Genomic DNA, 20,212 nt, shown 5'->3' with positions numbered 1-20,212 from the left:
GGCCCGGAGGAATCCGGGGAGACCTCAGGGGCTCGTCGCGGAGACCGCGTACACCCGGGGGAACGCCGGGTCGGTGAGGTCGACCGTGATGTCGGTCGTCGGGCGCGGTTCCTCGCGCTTCACCGTCGTACCGGCCCAGCTCATGCCCTCGGCGAAGGTCCAGCCCGCGATGTCGGCGTCGCGTTCGCCGACGGTGATCCGGCCCGGGGTGAGTTCCGCGCGACCGGACCCGGACTCGGCGAGGAAGCCGTCGAGGCCGGCCGCGGTGGTCGTGAACTGCACGTACAGCCGGCTCGTCTTCCAGTTGCTGGTCTCGTAGTACGCGACGCCCCAGGCCCCGCCGGGAACGGGGACCTCGAAGACCCGGCGCTTCATCAGCGACGGCCAGTTGGCCTGGAGGCCGGCCGCCGAGGACTCGCGTTCCTTGTCGCGTCCGCTGTCCCGGCTCTGACCTGCGGAGATGACGAGATAGCCGGCCGGGATGCCGACCAGGAGCACGATGATGACGGCCGTGATCCAGCGGCGGCGGATCATGTGCCGACGGTCCTCGGGAAGCTTGCCCCGGGGGTCGCGCGGCGGGGTGGACTGGTGGGGCAGGGTCATGAAGGCGGATCCTCGGGGGTACGGGCGGCCCGGCCCGAGGTCCCGTTGCGCAGGGCCTGGGCGTAACGCTCGTACCGTTCGTACCGCTCCAACCGGCGCCGGTTGGCGCGGCGGAAGCGGCGGGCGACGAGCCGGGCGAGGTCGGCGGCGCCGACCATGCCCGCCTCGGGGCCGAGCTGGGCGCGGGTGATGCGGGCCTCGGGACGGTAGCCGCGGCCGGTGAGGTGGCGACGGAAGGAGTCCCTCGCGGGGCCGATGAGCAGGTCGTCGGCGGCCGAGACACCACCGCCGATGACGAAGCAGGAGGGGTCGAGGGCGGCGGCCAGGTTGGCGATGCCGACGCCGAGCCACTGGCCGATGTCCTGGAGCAGCTCGACGCACATGGCGTCGCCCTCGCGGGCCAGCTCGGTGATGAGCGGCCCGGTGATCTCCGGGACGTTCCCCTTGACCCGTTCGATGATGTTGTACGCGACCGGGGAGTCGGCGGCGGCCAGCTCGCGGGCCTCGCGGACCAGCGCGTTGCCCGAGCTGTACTGCTCCCAGCAGCCGCGGTTGCCGCAGGGGCAGCGGTGACCGCCGGGGACGACCTGCATGTGGCCGAACTCGCCGGCCACCCCGTACTTGCCGCGCTTGACCTGGCCGCCCTCCAGAATGGCGCCGCCGATGCCGGTGCCGAGGGTGATCATGACGAGGTGGTCCTCGCCCCGTCCGGCACCGAAGCGCCACTCCGCCCAGGCGGCGGTGTTGGCGTCGTTGTCGACCATGACGGGGACGGCGAGACGGCCCTGGAGGGCGTCCCGAAGGGGCTCGTTGCGCCAGGCGAGGTGCGGGGCGAAGAGCACGGTGGCGCGCTCGGCGTCCACCCAGCCCGCCGCCCCGATGCCGACGGCGTGCACGTCGTGCCGGTCGGAGAGGTCCAGGACCAGCTCGACGATGGTGTCCTCGACGACCTTGGGGCTCTTGGACTTGTCCGGGGTCTCCGTGCGGAGCTTCTCCAGGATGTTGCCGTCGGCGTCGACGACACCGGCCATCACCTTCGTACCGCCGATGTCGATGCCGACGGTCGGCACCCGGGGCGCCGTCAGATGGGAGCGCCGCTCCCGGGTGCCGACGGTCCGCAGCACGGTGCCGCGGGCGGAGCCCCGGTGCGCGAGGTCACGGTAGGTACTCATCGGCTCCGATTCTGCCAGGTGGGGTGTCAAGGGGCCGTCACATCGGGGCGGCGCCGCTACGGCCCGGAAGGCCGCTCCAGCTCGTGGCGGAGGTCCTCCAGCTCGGTGCCGCCGGCCATCTGCCGGGTCAACTCGTCGAGCGTGACGGAGCCCTTGGTGTGGCTGCCGGCCATCACGCCGCGCTTGAGGAGGACGAACCGGTCGCCGACGAGATAGGCGTGGTGCGGGTTGTGGGTGATGAGAACCACGCCGAGTCCCTGGTCGCGGGCGGCGGCCACGTACTTCAGGACGACGCCGGACTGCTTGACGCCGAGCGCGGCGGTCGGCTCGTCGAGGACGAGGACCTTGGCGCCGAAGTGGACGGCACGGGCGATGGCCACGCACTGGCGCTCGCCGCCGGAGAGGGTGCCGATCGGCTGGTCGACGTCGCGCAGGTCGATGCCCATGCGGAGCAGCGCCTCGCGGGTGGTGGTCCGCATCAGGTCGACGTCGAGCCGCTTGAACGGGCCGGAGCCCTTGGTGGGCTCGGAGCCGAGGAAGAAGTTCCGCCAGACGGGCATGAGCGGGACGACGGCGAGGTCCTGGTAGACGGTGGCGATGCCCCGGTCGAGGGCGTCGCGCGGGTTGGCGAGGGTGACCTCCTCGCCCTCGATGCGGAAGGTGCCCGCGTCGTGCCGGTGCAGCCCGGCGACGATCTTGATGAGGGTGGACTTGCCGGCGCCGTTGTCGCCGAGGACGCAGGAGATCTCGCCGGAGCGGACCTCCAGGGAGACCCCTTCGAGGGCGCGGATGTTGCCGTAGTACTTGCTGACGTCGTCGAGCTCGACGAGCGGAACGGACTCGGTCTTCGTGGCCGTCGTCACTTGGTGGCCTCCACGCGCTTGCGGATCCAGGCGTTCAGCAGGGTCGCCAGGAGGAGCATCGCTCCCAGGAAGAACTTGAACCAGTCCGGGTTCCACTCGGCGTACACGATGCCCTTGCTGGTCATGCCGAAGATGAGGGCGCCGACGGCCGAGCCGATGGCGGAGCCGTATCCGCCGGTAATCAGACAGCCGCCGATGACGGCCGCGATGATGTAGATCAGCTCGTTGCCGACGCCCTCGCCCGACTGGACGACGTCGAAGGAGAAGAGCAGGTGTTGGCCGGAGATCCAGGCGCAGAACGCCACGCCCATGTAGAGGCCGATCTTCGTCCGGTAGACGGGGACGCCGACCGCACGGGCCGCGTCGGCGCCGCCGCCGACCGCGAAGATCCAGTTGCCGAAGCGGGTCCGGAGCAGGATCCAGGTGGCGAGCGCGACCAGGCCGAACCACCACAGGATGGTCACCTTGAACTCGACGCCGCCGATGGTCAGCTGCGAGGCGAACAGCTTGCGGGCGGAGGAGAAGCCCTCCATGTCGGCGATGGTCTTGGTGGAGACGGTGCCGCTGATGAGCTTGGTGAGGCCCAGGTTCAGGCCGGTCAGCATGAGGAAGGTGCCGAGCGTGATGATGAAGCTGGGCAGCTTGGTACGGGTCAGCATGACGCCGTTGAAGACGCCGATCGCCAGCGTGACGAGCAGCGAGACGCCGACCCCGACCCAGACGTTCGCCGTCATCTGGTAGCTGAACATCGACGAGATCAGGGCCGAGCTGGTGACCAGGACGCCGGCGGACAGGTCGAACTCGCCGCCGATCATGAGCAGCGCGACGGGGACGGCCATGATGCCGATGGTGGAGGCCGCGTAGAGCACGGTCCCCAGGCTGGACGGGTTCAGGAAGCTGTCGGCGACCACCGAGAAGAAGACGAAGACGGCGATCGCGCCGACGACCGAGCCGAGCTCGGGGCGGGCGAGGAGCTTCTTCAGCGGGGTGGTGCGCAGCAGCCGCTCGTCGACGTGGTCGATGCCCGAGGGGCCCGAGGGTCCGGACGCCGGGGCGGTGGAACTCATCGGGTGCCCCGCTCCGCGTACTCGACGAGCTGGGCGGCGTCGTCCTTGGTGATGATCTGCGGGCCGGTGAGGACCGGCTTGCCGCCGCCGAGGACGTTGGCGTTGTAGCGGTACAGCCAGAGCAGGTCGACGGCCTCGTAGCCCTGGAGGTAGGGCTGCTGGTCGACGGCGAAGCCGAGGGTGCCGGCCTGGAGGGAGGTCGCGACCTTGGCGTTGAGGTCGAAGGTGTCGACCTCGGCCTTGCTCCCGGCGCTCTTGGCGGCCTGGACGGCGGCATCGGCGAAGGGGGCGCCGAGGGTGACGACGGCGTCGACGTCCTTGTCGGACTGGAGCTTGGCCTCGATGGACGCCTTCACGTCGGGCATGTTGGTGCCGTCGACGTAGAGGTTGACCAGCTCGCCGCCGAAGGTCTTCTTCGTTCCGGCGCAGCGCTGCTCGTGGCCGACGTTGCCCTGCTCGTGCAGGACGCAGAGCGCCTTCTTCTTGCCCCGCTTGTCGAGTTCCTCGCCGACGGCCTCGCCCGCGACGGCCTCGTCCTGGCCGATGTGGGTGAGCGCCCCGTACGCCTTGGACTGCTCGGCGCCCGAGTTCACGGTGATCACCGGGATGCCGGCCTTGACGGCCTTCTCGACGGCGGCCTTCATCGCGTCGGGCTTCGCGAGCGTGACGATCAGACCGTCGACGCCCTTGGCGACGTACGAGTCGATCAGCTGCGCCTGCTGCTGGGCCTCGTCGCTGTGGGCGTAGAGGAAGTTGATGTTGTCCTTGACGGCGGCCTGCTTGGCGCCCTTCTGGACGATGTCCCAGAAGGTGTCGCCGTCACCCGAGTGGGTCACCATGGCGAAGGTCCAGCGGGGGGTGTCGACGGCCGCCCTGCCCTGGGCCTCGGCGGCCTTGCGGGCGTCCTCCGCCCGCTTTCCGCCGGTGCTGCTGCACCCGGCGAGCGCCCCGGTGAGCGCGAGCGCGAGCACGGCGCCGACTGCGGCCCGTACCCCTCCTGTCCGAAGCCTGGTCACGAGGCCGTGCCCTCCTATGTGTCCTTTGCGTGCATTGCAGTCGTGCATTGCAGTATCGGTCATGCGGGTCGTGGCACTTGTCAGGGGGCCTGTGTCCGGCCCTTCCCGCCGGTGGGGTACGGCCTACGGACGGACCATCAGCTGGAACTCGAAGGAGTAGCGGGCGGCCCGGTAGAGGTGGGAGCCGTACTCGACGGCGCGGCCGGTGTCGTCGAAGGTGACGCGCTCCATCGTCAGCAGCGGGGCACCCTCCCGCTCGTCGAGCAGGGCCGCCTCGGCGGCGGTCGCGGCGCGGGCGCCGACGGCCTGGCGGGCGCTGTGCAGGGTGAGCGCGGCGGAGCGGAGCATCCGGTAGAGGCCGGTGGCCTCCAGACGGGCGGTGTCCGGGTCGACGAGTCCGGCGGGGAGGTGGTTGCGCAGGTACGCCATGGGCTCGCCGTGTGCGGTACGGAGCCGTTCGAGGTAGAGGACCTCGCTCCCCTCGGGTACGCGGAGGGCCGCGGCGACCTGGCCGGTGGCGGGTTCGAGGCGGTTGACCAGGACCCGGGTGGCGGGGACCTGTCCGGCGGCGTCGAGATCGTCGTAGAGGCTGCTCAGTTCCAGCGGGCGGCGGACCGTGCTGTGCACGACCTGGGTGCCGACGCCCCGGCGGCGGACCAGGAGGCCCTTGTCGACGAGGCTCTGGATGGCCTGGCGGACGGTGGGGCGGGAGAGGCCGAGGCGGGTGGCGAGGTCGATCTCGTTGCCGAGGAGGGTGCCCGGGGTCAGCGTCCCGTTCTCCACGGCGCTCTCCAGCTGCTGGGCCAGCTGGAAGTAGAGCGGGACCGGGCTGGTGCGGTCCACGGAGAGCGGGGGCAGGGCGGAGCCTGACTGCTTGGACACGGGGGGAGCGTAGCCCGGTGCGCTGATGACGGGAAGTCGTGACGTCCGGTTGTCCTGACAAATCCTTGACACCGGGGACGGACAGCTCCACGGTGGGGCCATGCGCATCGGACTCATCGGTACGGGACGGATCGGGAGCTTCCACGCGGGGGTGCTGGCCCGCCACCCGGAGGTCGAGTCGCTGGTCGTGGCGGACGCGGACGCCGTCCGGGCCGCCGGGGTCGCGGGAGCGCTCGGGGCGGAGGCCGCGCCGGACGTCACCGCGCTGTTCGCGCACGCCCTGGACGCCGTGGTGATCGCCTCCGCGACGGCCGCGCACGCCGAGCTGATCGCCCGCGCCGCGGGCGCGGGGCTCCCGGCCTTCTGCGAGAAGCCGATCTCCCTGGACGTGCCGGGAACGACCGCCGCGCTCACGGCGGTGGCGGAAGCCGGTACGGAGCTCCAGCTCGGCTTCATGCGGCGCTTCGACGCGGGATACCGGGCGGCGCGCGAGGCGGTGCGCTCGGGTCGGCTCGGCCGGCTGCACACCGTACGGGCGGCGACCTCCGACCCGGAGCCGCCGCCGGCCGCGTACCTGCCGCTCTCCGGCGGTCTCTTCCGCGACTGTCTGGTGCACGACTTCGACATCGTCCGCTGGGTGACCGGGCGGGAGGTGGTGGAGGTGTACGCGACGGGTTCGGACGCCGGACCGGCGATGTTCCGTGCGGCCGGTGACCTGTCCACGGCCGCCGCGCTGCTCACCCTGGACGACGGCACTCTGGTCACGGCGACCGCGACCCGCTGCAACGGCGCCGGGTACGACGTCCGCATGGAGCTGGCGGGCGACCGGGACCAGATCGCGGTGGGCCTGGACGACCGCACCCCGCTCGCCTCGGTGGAACCCTGGGCTCCGGCCCCGCCGGGGAAACCCTGGACCGGCTTCCTGGAGCGGTTCGCCCCCGCGTACGAGGCCGAGCTCGACGCCTTCGTACGCGTGGTGCGCGGCGAGGCGCCCAACCCCTGCGACGGCCGGGAGGCCCTGGCGGCGCTCCGGATCGCCGAGGCGTGCGAGCGCTCGCGGCAGGAGCGGCGTCCGGTGCGGGTGGACGACATCGGCTAGGCGAGCGCGGCCCGGTCGACGGGACATCCGTTCAGCGGCCCACCGGGGTCACCACCGGACCGGGAGGTGCCGGACTCCGCGCATGAGGAGGCCGGGGAGCCATTCCCAGGGCTCGCCCTCGGGGTCGAGTTCCAGGTTCGGGAAGCGGTCGAGGAGGGTCCGGAGCGCGATCCGGCCTTCGAGCCGGGCGAGCGGGGCGCCCAGGCAGTAGTGGATGCCGTGCCCGAACGCCAGATGACCCTTGGTGTCCCGGCGGATGTCGAAGCGGTCGGGGTCGGGGAAGCGGGCCGGGTCGCGGTCGAGCGCCCCGATGGCGACGAGAACGCTCTGACCTGCCGGGATCTCGGTGCCGCCCAGGGTGACGGGCTCCCGGCTGAAACGGAAGGTGCTGGTCTCCACCGGCCCGTCGTACCGCAGGGACTCCTCGATCGTCCCGTCCAGGAGGCTCGGGTGGGCGCGCAGGGCCGCGAGCTGGTCGGGATGGGTGAGCAGGTTGCGGACGGTGTTGGCGATCAGGTTGACGGTGGTCTCGTGGCCGGCGATGAGCAGCAGATAGGCCATGGCCCGGAGTTCGGGACCGGAGAGCCGGTCGCCGTCCTCGGCGCGGGCGGCGATCAGACCGGAGAGCAGGTCGTCGGTGGGGCCCGCGGCCCGTTTGTCCTCGATGAGCGCGTCGAGGTAGGCGCCGAAGTCCACCATGCTCCGGGTGAAGCTCTCGTCGCCGGTGGGGGTGACCAGCTCCGTCGACCAGCGGCGGAAGGTGTCGCGGTCCGCCGAGGGGACCCCGAGGAGCTCGCAGATGACGGTGATCGGCAGCGGGTACGCGAAGGCGTCGACGAGGTCGGCCCGACCGGCCGGTTCCATCGCGTCGACGAGGTCTGCGGTGAGCCGCTCGATGCGGGGCCGCAGGGCTTCCACCCGGCGGCCGGTGAACTCGCCCGTGACCAGGCGGCGCAGCCGGGTGTGGTCGGGCGCGTCGGCCGAGAGGAGGTGGACGCCGATGATGTCCTCCTCCGGCGCCCGTACACCGATCACGTGCGGGGACTTCGCGAGCCGGGGGTCGGCGAACGCCGCGCGGCCCTCCTCGTGGCCGACGACCAGCCAGAACTGGAAGCCGTCGGGCATCCGCACCTCGTGGACGGGGCCGGCCTCGCGGAACTTGGCGTAGTAGGGGTACGGGTTCGCGGTGAAGTCCGCGCCGTACTCCCCCAGTTCGATGACGGACATCAACGCAGACTAGCCGACCGTTCCGGGCCCCAAACGATCAGTTCCGGCCGTCTTCGTCCAGAAGACCGGCGTCGTGGACGAGGAGGGCGATCTGGACGCGGTTGTTGAGACCGAGTTTGGCGAGTACCCGCGAGACATGGGTCTTGACCGTCGGCACGCTCATGTACAGCTCGGCGGCGATCTCGGCGTTGGAGAGGCCTCGGCCCACGGCGACGGCCACCTCCCGCTCGCGGTCGGCGAGTTCGGTGAGACGTCCGGCGGCCGCGGTGCGCGGGGACTGCTCCGGCTGTTCGGCGACATGGGTCATGAGCTGGCGGGTGACGGCCGGGGAGAGCACCGGGTCCCCTGCGGCGACCCGGCGGACGGCGGCGACGATCTCGGCGGGCGGGGTGTCCTTGAGGACGAAGCCCGCGGCGCCCGCCCGCAGGGCGCGCAGCACCTGCTCGTCGGCGTGGAAGGTGGTGAGGACGACGACCTCGGGCGCGCCGGGCCCGGCGGCGCGCAGCCGCTCGGTGGCGGTGAGCCCGTCCACGTGGGGCATGCGGATGTCCATGAGGACGACGTCGGGGGCGTACCGGGCGACGAGTTCGGGGACCTCGCGGCCGTCGGCGCCCTCGCCGACGATCTCCAGGTCCTCGGCACCGCCGAGCATGAAGGCGAGGCCCGCGCGGACCAGGGGGTCGTCGTCGACGATGAGCAGCCGGATGGTCATGGGGGCCACGGTAGCCATGCATGGAGCGAGAATCCGCCGTCGGGGGCCGGTCCGTGTTCCATCCGGCCGCCGGCGAGGGCCGTGCGCTCGGTGAGCCCGATGAGACCCTGGCCCGAGCCGGGGACGTGCGGGACCGGTCCGGCGGGCGCCGGATTGTGGATGTCGACGGTGAGGCCCTCGCCGGGACGCCCGCGCACGGTGACGGTGACCGTGGTGCCGGGGGCGTGCTTGCGGGCGTTGGTGAGGCCCTCCTGGGCGATGCGGTAGACCGTACGGCCGGTGGCGGCGGGCACGGCGGCCGGTTCGTCCACGGTGGTGTCGAGGACGACGTCCGCCCCGGCCTCGCGGGACTCCTCGATCAGCGCGTCGAGGGTGACGAGGGTGGGCTGCGGCCGGTCGCCGCCTTCGCCGTTCTCGCCGGGTGCGCGCAGGACGCCGATGATCTCGCGGAGGTCCTGGAGCGCTTCGTGGGCGCTGTCACGGATGACCCCGGCGGCGCGGGCGACCTGCTCGGGCGGGGCGTCGGGCCGGAACTCCAGGGCTCCGGCGTGCACGCTGAGCAGGGTGAGCCGGTGGGCGAGGACGTCGTGCATCTCGCGGGCGATGGCCTCACGGGCGAGCCGCTGGGCCTGGGCGGCGCGCAGCTCGGCTTCGGCCTCGGCGCGGCGGGCGCGTTCTCTGAGGGCCTCGACGAGCTGGCGGCGGGAGCGGACGAGCATGCCCCAGGCGGTGACGAGCAGGATGAGGATGAAACCGAGGGCGATGGAGAGCCCGGTGTGGGTGGTGGGGTCGGGCCGGATGAACGCCTGCGCGGTGGAGGCGGCGACGGCGAGCGCGCCGATCGCGGCGACCTCGCGGAAGGGCTTGCGTACGGCGACGCTGAACAGGCTCGCGAGGAGGGCGCCGGCGGCGACCGGGGCCACGATGTTGAGCAGCGAGAGGCCGATGGCGAGCCCGGCGGGCCAGCGGCGGCGCAGCCAGAGGGCGCAGCAGGCGGCGGCGCCCAGGAGTTGGTCGACGAGGGTGACGGCCCCGCTGGTGTACTGCGCGCTGGTGTCGGCGGCGATGAGGCCGACGAAGGCCGCGAGGAGGAAGAGCGAGGTGTCCACGATCCAGTCGCGGACGGTACGGCGGGGCCGCGCCGCCCCGTTCCCGCCCGGTTCGACCAGGTGGGAGGGGAGCAGCCAGCGCTGCCGGTCCGTACGAGTCATGTCGGCAAATGTACGCAGCCGGGGGCGCCGTGCGGGGCATCGGCGGTGGGGCCGCTACCGAAGTCGCGGAGGTCGATACTTCGGTCGCGGTGCCTCTGGACCGGAGGCGGACGCGGCCGCTCTCCCGGCCGCGTCATGATCACTTCATGAAGAAGTTTCTGGAGGTCGCCGGTTTCCTGCTCGCCCTCTTCGGTGTGGCCGGGGTGGTGCGCGAGCTGACGGACGGCTGGTTCCGGCTCCTCGGCGTGACCCGGTTCCTCACCGAGAACGTGTGGTTCCTGGAGGGCCGGGAGCTGTTCACCAACATCGTGATCGCGGTGCTCGGCCTGGTCCTCATGATCGTGTCGGACCGGGTGGCGAAGTCCTGACGGGTCCCTTCCCGGGGTCAGGCGCTCGCGGATTCGAGGCGGTTCACCTCGGCAAGGTGCTCGGCCATCCGGTGGGAGACCGAGCCGCTGGTGTAGAGGACGGCGCCGATCACCGCGAGGGGGACGGAGGCACCGATGACGCCCACGAGTTCGGGCCAGTCGCGGGACTCTTCGCAGGCCTTGTCGTGGAGGTACTCGCTGGTGAGCAGCGCGGGGCAGGTGTTGCTGCTGTCGGCCGGCTCGTACGGCGTGAGGAGGAGGACGCCGAACCAGACCCAGAGCAGGGCGGCCAGGGTCAGCAGGCCGAGGCCCCAGCCCTGGGTACGTCGGGCGCGGGCGCGGAAGGCGGTGTCGTAAGCAAGTGAACGCATGATCGAAGAACTTACCGGGCGTCGTCGTCGGCGGCCCTGCGGCCCCAACTGGTGCCCGCCAGAACGAGGATCGCACCCGCGAGGCCGAGGACGCCGGGGCGGTCGCCGGCGAGGGCGATGCCCGCGCCGGCTGCCCAGAGCGGCTCCGTACCGAGGAGGAGGCTGACCCGCGACGGGGAGCTGCGGCGGACCGCCCACATCTGCACGAAGAAGGCGAAGAGCGTGCAGAAGACGGAGAGGAAGAGCAGCCCCGCCCATTCGCGCGGGCCGAAGTCGAGGGCCACGGCCCAGGGCGAGGCGCCGGTGCCGGGGAAGGCGGCGATGACGGCGAAGACGGCCACGGCGGAGCCGAGCTGCACGGTGGTGAGGGGGAGCGAGTCGGCAGACCGGACCGCCTTGATCCGGGACATCGCCAGGACGTGGACGGTACGGGCGAGGGCGGCGAGCAGCATCAGCAGGTCGCCGAGGGAGGGGGCGGTGAAGCCGCCGCCCTGGGTGAGGAGCACGACGCCGGCCACGGAGAGCGCGGCGGCGCCGAGGAACGCGCGGGGCGGTCTGACCTTGGTGACGGCGGCCTCTGCGAGCGGGGTGAAGATCATGGTGAGGCTGATGATCAGGCCCGCGTTGGTGGCGGAGGTGTGGACGACGCCGTAGGTCTCCAGGAGGAAGATCCCGCTGAGGATCAGCCCGAGGGCCCCGGCGCCGCGCCACTGGGCCGCGCTCAGCGTCCGGAGCCTGGCCCACCCCGCGACGACGAGGACGGGCAGCACCACCGCGAACCGCAGCACGAGGACGGCGATGACGGTGTGGGTGGTGGTGATGCCCTTGGCCGCGAGATAGCTGGCGCCCCAGACGACGGCGACGAGCAGAACGGGCAGGTCGGTGAGCCAGGCCCGGCGCGGGGCGCCGAGGGGCACGGGGGCGGCGATCGACGAAGCTGACATTGCGGCCGTTTCTCCGACTCTCTGGGTGGGGTGGAGACTTCGACGGCTCGCACGTGGAGCGATCACCGTACCGGGACGGGCCTGTGGTGGCTACATGTTTCTGTTGCCCGCCGTCGGCTCAGTAACTGCCGTACTCGGGGCGGCCCGCGAGCTCGTACGTGGTGAGGGTGACGCCCGCGCCGGTGGTGCGCGCGTCGGTCAGCCGGAAGGCGGTGGGACGGACGCCGTCGGTGAAGAGGCGGCGGCCGGTGCCGAGGATCACCGGGAAGACGAGCAGATGCAGGGTGTCGATCAGGTCGTGGTCGAGCAGGGTCCGGGCGAGACCGCCGCTGCCGTGCATCTGGATCTCACCGTCGGTGCGCTCCTTGAGTGCCCTGACCTCCTCGACGACGTCCCCGCGGAGCACGGTGGTCCCGTCCCAGTCGGCGGATTCGAGGGTGGTGCTGGCGACGTACTTGGGGAGTGCGTTGAGCTTCGTGGCGATCGGGTTGGCGGGGTCCGTCTGCTTCGGCCAGTAACCGGCGAAGATGTCGTACGTGCGGCGGCCGAGGAGGAAGGCGGTCGGCCGGGTGAAGACCCCGTCCATGAACCGTCCGAAGTCCTCGTCCCCGAACGGCACGGACCAGCCGCCGTGGGTGAAGCCTTCGCTGGGGTCCTCCTCCGGGCCGCCGGGGGCCTGGTGGACGCCGTCGAGGGTCAGGAACTGGGTGAGGCTGAGCGTGGCCATGGTGGTGCCCTTTCGTCTCCGGTCCATCGTGTCTCAGCAGTTCGGACCGTGCCGCCCGGCGGAACTCATCGGTGATCGGGTCGGCGTCCGATTCGTGCCAGCCTCGGGACGCCCCGGCGACTTTCATTGAACCCGCAACCACATACGGTTTCCTGCCACGGAGGTTTCGGGATGTCCACGATGAACGGCACGGCGGTACTGGTGACGGGCGGCAGCCGCGGGATCGGCGCCGCCACCGCCGTACGCCTCGCGCAGGAGGGCGCCGACGTCGCCTTCACCTACGTCCGGGACGAGGTGCGGGCCAAGGAGGTCGCCGCACGGATCGAGGCGACCGGCCGCAAGGCGCTGCCCCTGCGGGCGGACGCCGCCGACGCCGGGGACGCGGCGGGCGCGGTGCACTGGGCGGCGGACGCCCTGGGCCGGCTCGACGTCCTGGTCAACAACGTCGGTGCCGGGGTCCTCGGGCCGCTGGAGTCCCTGGCCCTCACGGACGTGGACCGGGTCCTCGCCGTGAACGTCCGGGCGGCGTTCCTCGCCTCACAGGCGGCGGCCGGGCGGCTGCCTGACGGCGGGCGGATCATCACGATCGGCACCTGCATGACACAGCGGGTGCCGGGGCCCGGCGGGACGCTGTACGCGATGAGCAAGTCGGCCCTGACCGGCCTCACGAAGGCGCTGGCCCGGGAGCTGGGCGGCCGTGGGATCACGGCGAACCTCGTCCACCCCGGCCCCGTCGACACCGACATGAACCCGGCGGACGGACCGTACGCGGAGGGCCAGGCGGCCATGACGGCACTGGGCCGCTTCGGCACCCCGGCCGAGGTGGCCTCCATGGTCGCCTTCCTGGCGGGCCCGGAGGCACGGTACGTGACGGGCGCGGAGTTCTCGGTGGACGGCGGGCACGCGGCGTAGCACCCGCAAGGGGGCGCTCGGCGCAGCACCGCCCGTACGTGGGCCGACTCGAAGCGCCCGCGGCCAGGGCCGGCGAGTGAGTCGAAGGGCGCCGCCGATGGAACGACCCCGAGCGCGCGGAGGCCCCCGAGGAACGAGGGGGTCGAGCACGGTCGGGGTCGTTCCATCGGCTCAAGGCGCCCGGAGGCGAACCGAGCCCGAAAAAAGTGGGGTTACGCGAGGGCGCACCGGTGCTGTCGGTCCGGTGCGCCCTCGCGGGCCGGGCGGGGTGTCGTGTCCCGCCCAGTTCTTGGGGTGGCCGGGCTCCCGGGAGCCGGGCGGTGTCGGCCGCCCGGATCCGGAGCCCCGGCCGGCCTGTTCGTACGGGGCGGTCAGCCGCCCAGTTCCTGGTGGCGGGCCGCGAGCCGGGCCGTACCGGCCTCCGTGAGGGAGCCGAAGAGGCGGAGGCGGGAGATGCCGCCGTCCGGGTAGATGTCGATCCGGACGCGGGAGCCGACCGCCGGGGTGCCGAGCACGAAGCGGTGGTTGGTGTCGGGCTGGAGGCGGGTCCGGGGCAGGATCTCGGTCCACTCCTCCGAGCCCTCGGCGGCGACGGAGAGCGCGGCCCAGCCGGCGCTGTTGCCCTTGAGGTACGCGGTGTCGATCTCGACGGCGCGGATCTCGGACTCGGCGACGAGCTGGTAGCGGATCCAGTCGTTGCCCTTGTCGCGGCGCCGGCGGGTCTCCCAGCCGTCGTCCATCTTGCGGGAGCGGCCCGGCTGGATCGTGTTGGTGGCCGGGGAGTAGAAGCGGTCGGAGGCGTCCTCGACCTGGCCGCCGTTCTCCAGGGCCGCGAGGTCGAAGGTGCCGAGGACCCCGAGCCACGCGGGGTCGGGGGCGACCTCGCCGTAGACGCGGAGGCGGGCGATGCCGCCGTCGGGGTGCTGGTTGACGCGCAGGTGCGTGAAGCGCTGCTCGACGTCGACGGCGAAGCCGTTGGCGGCGTGGCCGCCGACGGCGGTGCGCGGGACGAGCGTCGTCCACTTCACGTCGTCGGCGAGGAGCTCCTCGGGCGAGGGCGAGCCGGGGACGGAGGCGGCCTCGACGGAGACGGCCTGCGGGTAGTTGCCGCGGAAGTGGGCGGTGTCGAGGACGATGCCGCGGACGACGCCGGGCGCGCCGAGCCGTACGAGGGCCCAGTCGTGGTCGTCCTCGGTGGGGTGCGGCTGCTGGGCGGAGACGCCGCGGCGGCGGCGGGTCTCCCAGCCGTCCATGATCTTGCCCTTGTGGCCGAAGTGCTCGGGGTCGAACTCGGCGGCCTCGGGCTTGAGCAGGTTCTCGCGCTCGGCGAAGAACTCGTCGTTGGCGGCGATCACGCCCGCACCGAGGCGTCGGTCGGCGAGGTCCGCGTACTGGGTGAAGGGGAAGTCGGCCGTCCGGTAGTCGGCGTACGGGTCGCCGCCGCCGTAGGGGCTGGCGTCGCCGGTGAAGGAGGGTATGCCGGTGCTCACGGGTCAGTTGTTCCTTTCGAGGAGGCGGCCGGAGGGCTCGGCGAGGGTGCCGTGGTCGGCGATCCGCTCGCCACGCAGCCAGGTGGAGGTGACGACGCCGTGGAGGGTCTTGCCCGCGTAGGCGGTGATCCGGTTGCGGTGCTGGAGCTCGGCCGGGTCGACGGTGAAGGTGGCCTCGGGGGCGAGGACGGCGAAGTCGGCGTCGCGGCCGGCCTCGATGGCGCCCTTGCGGGTGAGTCCGGCGAGCCGGGCCGGGCCCTCCGACATCCAGCGCACGACGTCCGTCAGGTCGAAGCCGCGGCGGCGGGCCTCGGTCCAGATGGCGGGCAGGCCGAGCTGGAGGGAGGAGATGCCGCCCCAGGCGGACGCGAAGTCGGGCGTCTTGAGGTCGGTCGTGGACGGGGAGTGGTCGGAGACGATGCAGTCGATCGTGCCGTCCGCGAGCCCCTGCCACAGCGCGTCCTGGTTGACGGCCTCGCGGATCGGCGGGCAGCACTTGAACTCGGTGGCGCCGTCCGGGATCTCCTCGGCGGTGAGCGTGAGGAAGTGCGGACAGGACTCGACGGTGACCTTGACGCCCTCGGCCTTGGCGGCGGCGATGACCGGCAGCGCGTCCGAGGAGGAGAGGTGCAGGACGTGGACGCGGGCGTTCAGCCGGCGGGCCTGGTTGATCAGGTTCTCGATGGCCGTGTTCTCGGCGTCCCGGGGACGGGAGGCGAGGAAGTCGGCGTACGCGCCGCCGGAGCGCTGGGGGGCGGCAGCGAGGTGGTGGGGATCCTCGGCGTGCACGATCATCAGGCCGTCGAAGCCGGAGATCTCGGCGAGTGAGGTGGCCAGCTGCTCCTGGTCGAGCTCGGGGAACTCCTCCACGCCGGACGGCGACAGGAAGCACTTGAATCCGAAGACACCGGCGTCGTGGAGCGGACGCAGGTCCTTGACGTTGTCGGGCAGGGCGCCGCCCCAGAAGCCGACGTCGACGTGGGCCTTGGCGCGGGCGACCTCCTGCTTGACGCGCAGGTTCTCCACGGTGGTGGTCGGGGGCAGCGAGTTGAGGGGCATGTCGAGCAGGGTGGTGATGCCACCGGCCGCGGCGGCGCGGGTGGCGGTCCAGAAGCCCTCCCACTCGGTGCGGCCGGGGTCGTTCACGTGCACATGGGTGTCGACGAGTCCGGGCAGGACGACGTCGTCGCCGACGTCCTCCAGCCGGGCACCGGCGGGTACCTCGGCGTCGTACGGCAGCACGGCCGCGATCGTCCCTCCGGAGACGGCGATCGACGCCGGGCGTGTCCCCTCGGGGGTGATGACACGCGTCGAGCGCAGGACCAGGTTGACGTCCACCCGTACCCCTCTTCCAGTGCTTCGGGAAAAATTCAACGAACTGTTGAAGGAGTCTTCACTTCCGGACGACATGTCGTCAAGGGCACACTTCCAGCATGGCCGCCTCCATCGGCCGCCGCCGAACGTCGCTTGGATGTTTCCACGAAGTGGAATATAAATTTCGTACAGTAGAACGTAGCTCCGTACATGCGGGGCTGACCCGGACCGCTCCGGGCCGTCACCGACACCGGACAAACACGTCCTGACCGGCCCTGACGCCGACAGCCGGACCGTGTGGCCCGGCCGATGGGCCGGTAGGCTGCTGCCTTGCCCGCCTGCCCCGAAAGGACCGTTGACGTGCCGACGTCCAGCGCCAGCACCACCGACGCCGCCAAGCCCGCCGCAAGCGGTGGCGTCCAGTCCCTTGAGCGTGCCTTCGACCTCCTTGAGCGGATGGCCGACGCCGGGGGCGAGGTCGGGCTGAGCGAGCTCTCCGCCAGCAGCGGACTCCCGCTCCCCACCATCCACCGCCTGATGCGCACCCTGGTCGCCTGCGGCTACGTACGCCAGCAGCCCAACCGGCGGTACGCGCTCGGCCCCCGGCTCATCCGGCTCGGCGAATCCGCCTCCCGCCTCCTCGGCACCTGGGCGCGCCCGTACCTGGCGCGGCTCGTCGAGGAGACCGGCGAGACGGCGAACATGGCGCTGCTCGACGGCGACGAGATCGTGTACGTGGCACAGGTGCCGTCCAAGCACTCGATGCGGATGTTCACCGAGGTCGGCCGGCGGGTGCTGCCGCACTCGACGGGCGTCGGCAAGGCGCTGCTGGCCCACACCCCGGCGGAGGAGGTCCGCGCCCTGCTGGCCCGTACCGGCATGCCCGCGGCCACCGAGAAGACCATCACGACGCCGGACGGCTTCCTCGACGCGCTCGTCGCGGTCCGCGAGACGGGGTACGCGGTCGACGACAACGAGCAGGAAATAGGAGTCCGCTGCCTCGCGGTCTCCGTCCCGGACTCCCCCACCGCCGCGGCGATCTCCATCTCGGGCCCGGCGGGCCGCGTGACGGAAGCGGCCACGGAGAAGATCGTCCCGATCCTCCAGGAAGTGGCCCGAGAGCTCTCGGCGGCCCTGGCGAACACGACGGGCAACAACGGGTCGTAGCGCCCCGCTCCCCTGCCCACCACGGCGCGGGCGGCGCCCGCCCGCCCCCGCCGTGCGGGCGCAAGGCGCCTACTCCCGGCGTGCGGCGCTCTCCTTCGCGCCGCGCTGTCCGCAGAACGCACCGTGCTGTCCGTAGAAGACGTTGCGTTCCATGGCGCGCCGGCCGGGATGGCGCCGTTCCTCCGCCGGGTAGCCGACCGACATGAGCAGGGCGATGGCCAGGTCGTCCCGGTCGCCGATCCCGATCACCTTCTTCACCTTGGCCTCGTCCCAGCCGTTCATCGGCGAGGTGGCCAGGCCCAGCTCGGTCGCGGCGAGCATCAGGAAGGATGCCGCGATCACGGCGTCCTTCACCGCGTACTCCCGCAGGAGACCACGCCGGTCGAGGTCTTCCTGGAACGCGGTCGAGGCGGCGGAGAACAGGGCGATGAACTCGTCGTCCCAGGCGCCGTTGCGGCGGGCCCGGTCGTAGACGTCGCTGTGATCGTCACGCCAGGACTGCGGCTCGGCGACGAAGACCAGGACCACGGGGGCCTCCCGCGGCTGGGGTTGGCCTCCGGTGGCCCAGGTCAGTCCGTCACGGCCCTCGTCGTCGGTGACGACGACGATCGACCGGTCCTGCAGATTCCAGCTGGAGGGTGCCTGGACCGCGAGTTCGAGCAGCGTGGCGAGGGCGTCGTCCGGGATCGGGTCGGGCCGGTAGTGGCGGACGGTGCGGCGCGTGCGGATCGCGTCGGCGACGGAAAGCGTGTGGTTCGTCATGACACGAACTATTGGAGAGTCACTCTCCCTTGGGAAGAAGGCACTTATTGGTGCGTTACTCTCCCGGCATGAAGACCGTCGTGGAATCCTCCGGACTACCGGCCGACGCCTACTCCGCGAAGTGCCCGACGCGCCAGGTCCTCGACCACATCGCCGGCAAGTGGACGATCCTGGTCGTCGATGCCCTCCTCGAAGGCACCATGCGCTACACCGACTTGAGCCGACGCATCGAGGGCGTCTCGCAGAAGATGCTCACCCAGACCCTCCGCGGCCTTGAGGCCGACGGCTTCCTCACCCGCACGGTGTACCCGTCCATCCCGCCCAGGGTCGAGTACGACCTGACGGACCTGGGCCGGAGCCTCGCCGGGCCGATCACCGCACTCCGGCAATGGACGGAGACCCACATCAACGAGATCGAACGGGCCCGGGCCCACGCCACCGCGGCAGCGAGGAGCACCCAGGCGCCGTGACCCACCGCGCCGCATCCGTCAGGCGGTGACACGATCCCCGGCGAGGGGCGGGCCGGTGGTCAGACGGTCGCGCGTTCCGACAGGCGGCCGTCCCTCACCTCCACCACCCGCGCCGCGCGAGCGACATGCGTCCGGTCATGGGTCACCAGCACCGTCGCCGTCCCCCGCCCCACCGTCAGCCCGGCGAGCAGCTCCATCACCGCCGCGCCCCGCTCGTGGTCGAGCGCGCTCGTCGGCTCGTCGACGAGGAGGACGGCCGGCTCGTTCACCAGGGCGCGTGCGATGTTGACCCGCTGCCGCTGCCCGCCGGACAGCTGGTGCGGCCGCCGCCCCGCCAGGTCCGCGAGGCCCACCGCGTCGAGGAGCTCCATGGCCCGGCTCCGGGCCGACTTCGGCGGGCGCCCCGAGAGGTGCGCCATCACCTGGAGCTGTTCCGCCGCCGTGAGCGAGGGCAGCAGGTTGGGCTGCTGGAACACGATCCCGATCCGCTCCCGCCGCAGTGCCGCCCGCCCGGCAGCGTCCAGCGCGCCCGTGTCCGTACCGGCGACCTCGACCCGGCCCCGGTCCGGGGTCACCAGCGTGGCGGCGACGGCGAGCAGGCTGGACTTGCCGGATCCGGAGGGACCGACGACGGCCGTGAGGGAACCCGCGGGGACGTCGAGGGACACCGCGTCGAGGGCGGTCAGCCGGCCGTCCCCGTCCGGGTAGGTGAGGGTGACGGCATCGAGGACGAGACTCATCGGGCACTCCCGAGCGCGGTGAGGGGATCGACGGCGGTGATCCGCCGAATGGACAGCGCGGCCCCGAGCACACCGAGTACCACCATCACGGCCGCCGGCCCGAGGACGGTCAGGGGCTGCAGCACGAACGGCACGTTCCCGCCGCTGACCAGCACCCCGATGCCGACCGCGAGCGCGGTTCCGAGCAACGTGCCCGCCGTGAGCATGAGCACCGCCTGCCCGAGGGCGTCCTTGAGGAGGTACGGGGTCGAGGCTCCGAGCGCCTTGAGGACGGCGACGTCGCCGCTGCGCTGAATGGTCCAGACGGTGAAGAAGGCCCCTATGACGAGGGCCGAGATGGCGAAGAGGAAGCCGCGCATGAGCTGGAGCGAGCCGTTCTCGGCCTGGTAGGACCCTATGGCGGTGAGGGCCTCGTCGACGGTCCGCGCCTCGGTGCCGACGGCCTTGTCACCGGCCGCCCAGTCGGCCTCCCCACCGCCCCGGAGCGCGACGACGGTCGCCTGTTCCTCCGCCGTGGTGCCGGTGTGGCCGAGCCGCTGCCAGTCGTCGAGGGAGGTCCACACCACCGGGGTGTGGCTGTACGAGGCGTCACCGGCGACCGCCGTGACGGTCAGCTCCAGGGTGCCGAGGCGGACGGAGTCACCGGCCGAGACGCCCAGCTCCTCGGCGGCCGACTCCGAGAGGACGGCCTTGCCCGAAGCGGGCGCCACGGGTGCGAGCCCGGCCTCCGGCTCCGTACCGAAGGCGGACACGGCGGCGGTACGGTCCCCGGCGGCGCCGTTGAGCGTACGGATGCCGAGCGGCGCCGCCGAAGCCACCCCCGGACGCTCCGCCCACCGGCGCCACTGCTCCTCCGTCACCGTCGAGTTGGTGAAGGAGACAGACTGCCCGGACGGCGGCGCCGCGAAGGCCAGCCGGTCGGCGGGCAGACCGGTGATCGCGGAGATGTTCTCCCGCGCGAGCCCGGCGGTCAGCCCTGACAGCAACCCCACGAGCAGGGTGATCAGCACGATCACCGTGCCCATGAGGGCGAATCGCCCCTTGGCGAATCTGAGGTCTCTCCATGCCACGAACATGCTGACCAGAGTGGTCCGC

At 72.0% G+C, this 20,212-nt stretch carries 22 protein-coding genes; 5 read left to right on the top strand and 17 right to left on the bottom strand.

The window, feature by feature from the left end; all coding sequences use genetic code 11:
* Window positions 1-24: 24 nt before the first annotated feature.
* From OG514_RS24940 to OG514_RS24915, 6 genes are all read right to left on the bottom strand, one after another.
* The gene (locus OG514_RS24940; protein ID WP_266898406.1) at window positions 25-603 is read right to left on the bottom strand and encodes a hypothetical protein; all 579 of its coding nucleotides are present in this window, start codon (window positions 601-603) and stop codon (window positions 25-27) included.
* Entirely contained in the window at window positions 600-1,775 is a 1,176-nt protein-coding gene (locus OG514_RS24935) for an ROK family glucokinase (RefSeq protein ID WP_266898404.1), read from the bottom strand. Before OG514_RS24935 ends, OG514_RS24940 begins: the two co-directional genes overlap by 4 nt.
* Before the next feature lie 56 nt (window positions 1,776-1,831).
* Window positions 1,832-2,638 carry an ATP-binding cassette domain-containing protein gene (locus OG514_RS24930; protein ID WP_266898402.1) on the bottom strand — a complete coding sequence of 269 codons (807 nt, stop codon included), beginning with the start codon at window positions 2,636-2,638 and terminating at the stop codon, window positions 1,832-1,834.
* Window positions 2,635-3,705, bottom strand: a complete 1,071-nt coding sequence (locus tag OG514_RS24925; RefSeq protein WP_266898401.1) for an ABC transporter permease — start codon at window positions 3,703-3,705, stop codon at window positions 2,635-2,637. The genes OG514_RS24930 and OG514_RS24925 overlap by 4 nt, the downstream gene beginning before the upstream one ends.
* Window positions 3,702-4,721 carry a sugar ABC transporter substrate-binding protein gene (locus OG514_RS24920; protein WP_266898399.1) on the bottom strand — a complete coding sequence of 340 codons (1,020 nt, stop codon included), beginning with the start codon at window positions 4,719-4,721 and terminating at the stop codon, window positions 3,702-3,704. Before OG514_RS24920 ends, OG514_RS24925 begins: the two co-directional genes overlap by 4 nt.
* Before the next feature lie 123 nt (window positions 4,722-4,844).
* A complete protein-coding gene (locus tag OG514_RS24915) occupies window positions 4,845-5,564 on the bottom strand; it encodes a GntR family transcriptional regulator (RefSeq protein ID WP_266900951.1) in 720 nt (239 codons plus the stop codon).
* 139 nt (window positions 5,565-5,703) lie between these two features.
* Between OG514_RS24915 and OG514_RS24910 the strand changes: the two genes are divergently transcribed.
* On the top strand, window positions 5,704-6,702 hold the full coding sequence (locus tag OG514_RS24910) for a Gfo/Idh/MocA family oxidoreductase (protein ID WP_266898397.1): 999 nt from the start codon (window positions 5,704-5,706) through the stop codon (window positions 6,700-6,702).
* 48 nt (window positions 6,703-6,750) lie between these two features.
* On the opposite strand, the gene OG514_RS24905 is transcribed toward OG514_RS24910, so the two are convergent.
* The 3 genes from OG514_RS24905 to OG514_RS24895 are packed head-to-tail and all read right to left on the bottom strand — an operon-like array spanning window position 6,751 to window position 9,852.
* Entirely contained in the window at window positions 6,751-7,929 is a 1,179-nt protein-coding gene (locus OG514_RS24905; protein WP_266898395.1) for a cytochrome P450, read from the bottom strand.
* A 37-nt stretch (window positions 7,930-7,966) separates the two neighbouring features.
* Window positions 7,967-8,641: a response regulator transcription factor gene (locus OG514_RS24900; RefSeq protein ID WP_266898393.1), complete on the bottom strand. Its 675-nt coding sequence runs from the start codon at window positions 8,639-8,641 to the stop codon at window positions 7,967-7,969.
* Window positions 8,638-9,852: a sensor histidine kinase gene (locus OG514_RS24895; RefSeq protein WP_266898391.1), complete on the bottom strand. Its 1,215-nt coding sequence runs from the start codon at window positions 9,850-9,852 to the stop codon at window positions 8,638-8,640. The genes OG514_RS24900 and OG514_RS24895 overlap by 4 nt, the downstream gene beginning before the upstream one ends.
* A gap of 146 nt (window positions 9,853-9,998) precedes the next feature.
* On the opposite strand from OG514_RS24895, the gene OG514_RS24890 reads away from it, so the two are divergent.
* A complete protein-coding gene (locus OG514_RS24890; RefSeq protein ID WP_055602027.1) occupies window positions 9,999-10,220 on the top strand; it encodes a hypothetical protein in 222 nt (73 codons plus the stop codon).
* 17 nt (window positions 10,221-10,237) lie between these two features.
* On the opposite strand, the gene OG514_RS24885 is transcribed toward OG514_RS24890, so the two are convergent.
* The 3 genes from OG514_RS24885 to OG514_RS24875 all read right to left on the bottom strand — a co-directional run bounded on the left by OG514_RS24885 (window position 10,238) and on the right by OG514_RS24875 (window position 12,262).
* Window positions 10,238-10,591 carry a hypothetical protein gene (locus tag OG514_RS24885; protein WP_266898385.1) on the bottom strand — a complete coding sequence of 118 codons (354 nt, stop codon included), beginning with the start codon at window positions 10,589-10,591 and terminating at the stop codon, window positions 10,238-10,240.
* Between the two features lie 11 nt (window positions 10,592-10,602).
* Window positions 10,603-11,535, bottom strand: coding sequence for a DMT family transporter (locus tag OG514_RS24880; RefSeq protein WP_266898383.1), 933 nt, complete (start codon window positions 11,533-11,535; stop codon window positions 10,603-10,605).
* Window positions 11,536-11,653: 118 nt separating this feature from the next.
* Window positions 11,654-12,262 (bottom strand): dihydrofolate reductase family protein, encoded by a 609-nt coding sequence (locus OG514_RS24875; RefSeq protein WP_266898381.1) that lies wholly within the window; start codon window positions 12,260-12,262, stop codon window positions 11,654-11,656.
* A gap of 171 nt (window positions 12,263-12,433) precedes the next feature.
* Here OG514_RS24875 and OG514_RS24870 point away from each other — a divergent pair, with 171 nt between their 5' ends.
* The gene (locus OG514_RS24870) at window positions 12,434-13,174 is read left to right on the top strand and encodes an SDR family NAD(P)-dependent oxidoreductase (protein WP_266898379.1); all 741 of its coding nucleotides are present in this window, start codon (window positions 12,434-12,436) and stop codon (window positions 13,172-13,174) included.
* 371 nt (window positions 13,175-13,545) lie between these two features.
* Here OG514_RS24870 and alc read toward each other — a convergent pair whose 3' ends face one another.
* Window positions 13,546-14,664 carry an allantoicase gene (gene alc / locus OG514_RS24865; RefSeq protein WP_266898377.1) on the bottom strand — a complete coding sequence of 373 codons (1,119 nt, stop codon included), beginning with the start codon at window positions 14,662-14,664 and terminating at the stop codon, window positions 13,546-13,548.
* Between the two features lie 3 nt (window positions 14,665-14,667).
* Window positions 14,668-16,002 (bottom strand): allantoinase AllB, encoded by a 1,335-nt coding sequence (gene allB, locus OG514_RS24860; protein ID WP_266898375.1) that lies wholly within the window; start codon window positions 16,000-16,002, stop codon window positions 14,668-14,670.
* 336 nt (window positions 16,003-16,338) lie between these two features.
* Between allB and OG514_RS24855 the strand changes: the two genes are divergently transcribed.
* The gene (locus tag OG514_RS24855; protein WP_266898373.1) at window positions 16,339-17,145 is read left to right on the top strand and encodes an IclR family transcriptional regulator; all 807 of its coding nucleotides are present in this window, start codon (window positions 16,339-16,341) and stop codon (window positions 17,143-17,145) included.
* Between the two features lie 69 nt (window positions 17,146-17,214).
* Here OG514_RS24855 and OG514_RS24850 read toward each other — a convergent pair whose 3' ends face one another.
* Window positions 17,215-17,907, bottom strand: coding sequence for a nitroreductase family protein (locus tag OG514_RS24850; protein WP_266898371.1), 693 nt, complete (start codon window positions 17,905-17,907; stop codon window positions 17,215-17,217).
* 68 nt (window positions 17,908-17,975) lie between these two features.
* Here OG514_RS24850 and OG514_RS24845 point away from each other — a divergent pair, with 68 nt between their 5' ends.
* Window positions 17,976-18,377 carry a helix-turn-helix domain-containing protein gene (locus OG514_RS24845; protein ID WP_266898369.1) on the top strand — a complete coding sequence of 134 codons (402 nt, stop codon included), beginning with the start codon at window positions 17,976-17,978 and terminating at the stop codon, window positions 18,375-18,377.
* Window positions 18,378-18,436: 59 nt separating this feature from the next.
* Here the strand turns inward: OG514_RS24845 and OG514_RS24840 are convergent, their stop codons facing one another.
* On the bottom strand, window positions 18,437-19,117 hold the full coding sequence (locus OG514_RS24840) for an ABC transporter ATP-binding protein (protein WP_266898367.1): 681 nt from the start codon (window positions 19,115-19,117) through the stop codon (window positions 18,437-18,439).
* A complete protein-coding gene (locus OG514_RS24835; RefSeq protein WP_266898365.1) occupies window positions 19,114-20,193 on the bottom strand; it encodes an ABC transporter permease in 1,080 nt (359 codons plus the stop codon). The genes OG514_RS24840 and OG514_RS24835 overlap by 4 nt, the downstream gene beginning before the upstream one ends.
* Between the last annotated feature and the right edge of the window lie 19 nt (window positions 20,194-20,212).

The organism is Streptomyces sp. NBC_00572 (assembly GCF_026341815.1).
Lineage (GTDB): Bacteria > Actinomycetota > Actinomycetes > Streptomycetales > Streptomycetaceae > Streptomyces.
Note: the sequence above shows the minus strand (reverse complement) of the source record. Positions and strands in the feature narration are given on the sequence as shown.

Bases quoted from the DNA above. Each gene is read 5' to 3' on its own strand.
- OG514_RS24940 (WP_266898406.1), bottom strand. From the start codon at position 603: ATGACCCTGCCCCACCAGTCCACCCCGCCGCGCGACCCCCGGGGCAAG.
- OG514_RS24935 (WP_266898404.1), bottom strand. From the start codon at position 1,775: ATGAGTACCTACCGTGACCTCGCGCACCGGGGCTCCGCCCGCGGCACC.
- OG514_RS24925 (WP_266898401.1), bottom strand. From the start codon at position 3,705: ATGAGTTCCACCGCCCCGGCGTCCGGACCCTCGGGCCCCTCGGGCATC.
- OG514_RS24910 (WP_266898397.1), top strand. From the start codon at position 5,704: ATGCGCATCGGACTCATCGGTACGGGACGGATCGGGAGCTTCCACGCG.
- OG514_RS24905 (WP_266898395.1), bottom strand. From the start codon at position 7,929: ATGTCCGTCATCGAACTGGGGGAGTACGGCGCGGACTTCACCGCGAAC.
- OG514_RS24900 (WP_266898393.1), bottom strand. From the start codon at position 8,641: ATGACCATCCGGCTGCTCATCGTCGACGACGACCCCCTGGTCCGCGCG.
- OG514_RS24895 (WP_266898391.1), bottom strand. From the start codon at position 9,852: ATGACTCGTACGGACCGGCAGCGCTGGCTGCTCCCCTCCCACCTGGTC.
- OG514_RS24890 (WP_055602027.1), top strand. From the start codon at position 9,999: ATGAAGAAGTTTCTGGAGGTCGCCGGTTTCCTGCTCGCCCTCTTCGGT.
- OG514_RS24885 (WP_266898385.1), bottom strand. From the start codon at position 10,591: ATGCGTTCACTTGCTTACGACACCGCCTTCCGCGCCCGCGCCCGACGT.
- OG514_RS24880 (WP_266898383.1), bottom strand. From the start codon at position 11,535: ATGTCAGCTTCGTCGATCGCCGCCCCCGTGCCCCTCGGCGCCCCGCGC.
- OG514_RS24875 (WP_266898381.1), bottom strand. From the start codon at position 12,262: ATGGCCACGCTCAGCCTCACCCAGTTCCTGACCCTCGACGGCGTCCAC.
- OG514_RS24870 (WP_266898379.1), top strand. From the start codon at position 12,434: ATGTCCACGATGAACGGCACGGCGGTACTGGTGACGGGCGGCAGCCGC.
- OG514_RS24850 (WP_266898371.1), bottom strand. From the start codon at position 17,907: ATGACGAACCACACGCTTTCCGTCGCCGACGCGATCCGCACGCGCCGC.
- OG514_RS24845 (WP_266898369.1), top strand. From the start codon at position 17,976: ATGAAGACCGTCGTGGAATCCTCCGGACTACCGGCCGACGCCTACTCC.
- OG514_RS24840 (WP_266898367.1), bottom strand. From the start codon at position 19,117: ATGAGTCTCGTCCTCGATGCCGTCACCCTCACCTACCCGGACGGGGAC.
- OG514_RS24835 (WP_266898365.1), bottom strand. From the start codon at position 20,193: ATGTTCGTGGCATGGAGAGACCTCAGATTCGCCAAGGGGCGATTCGCC.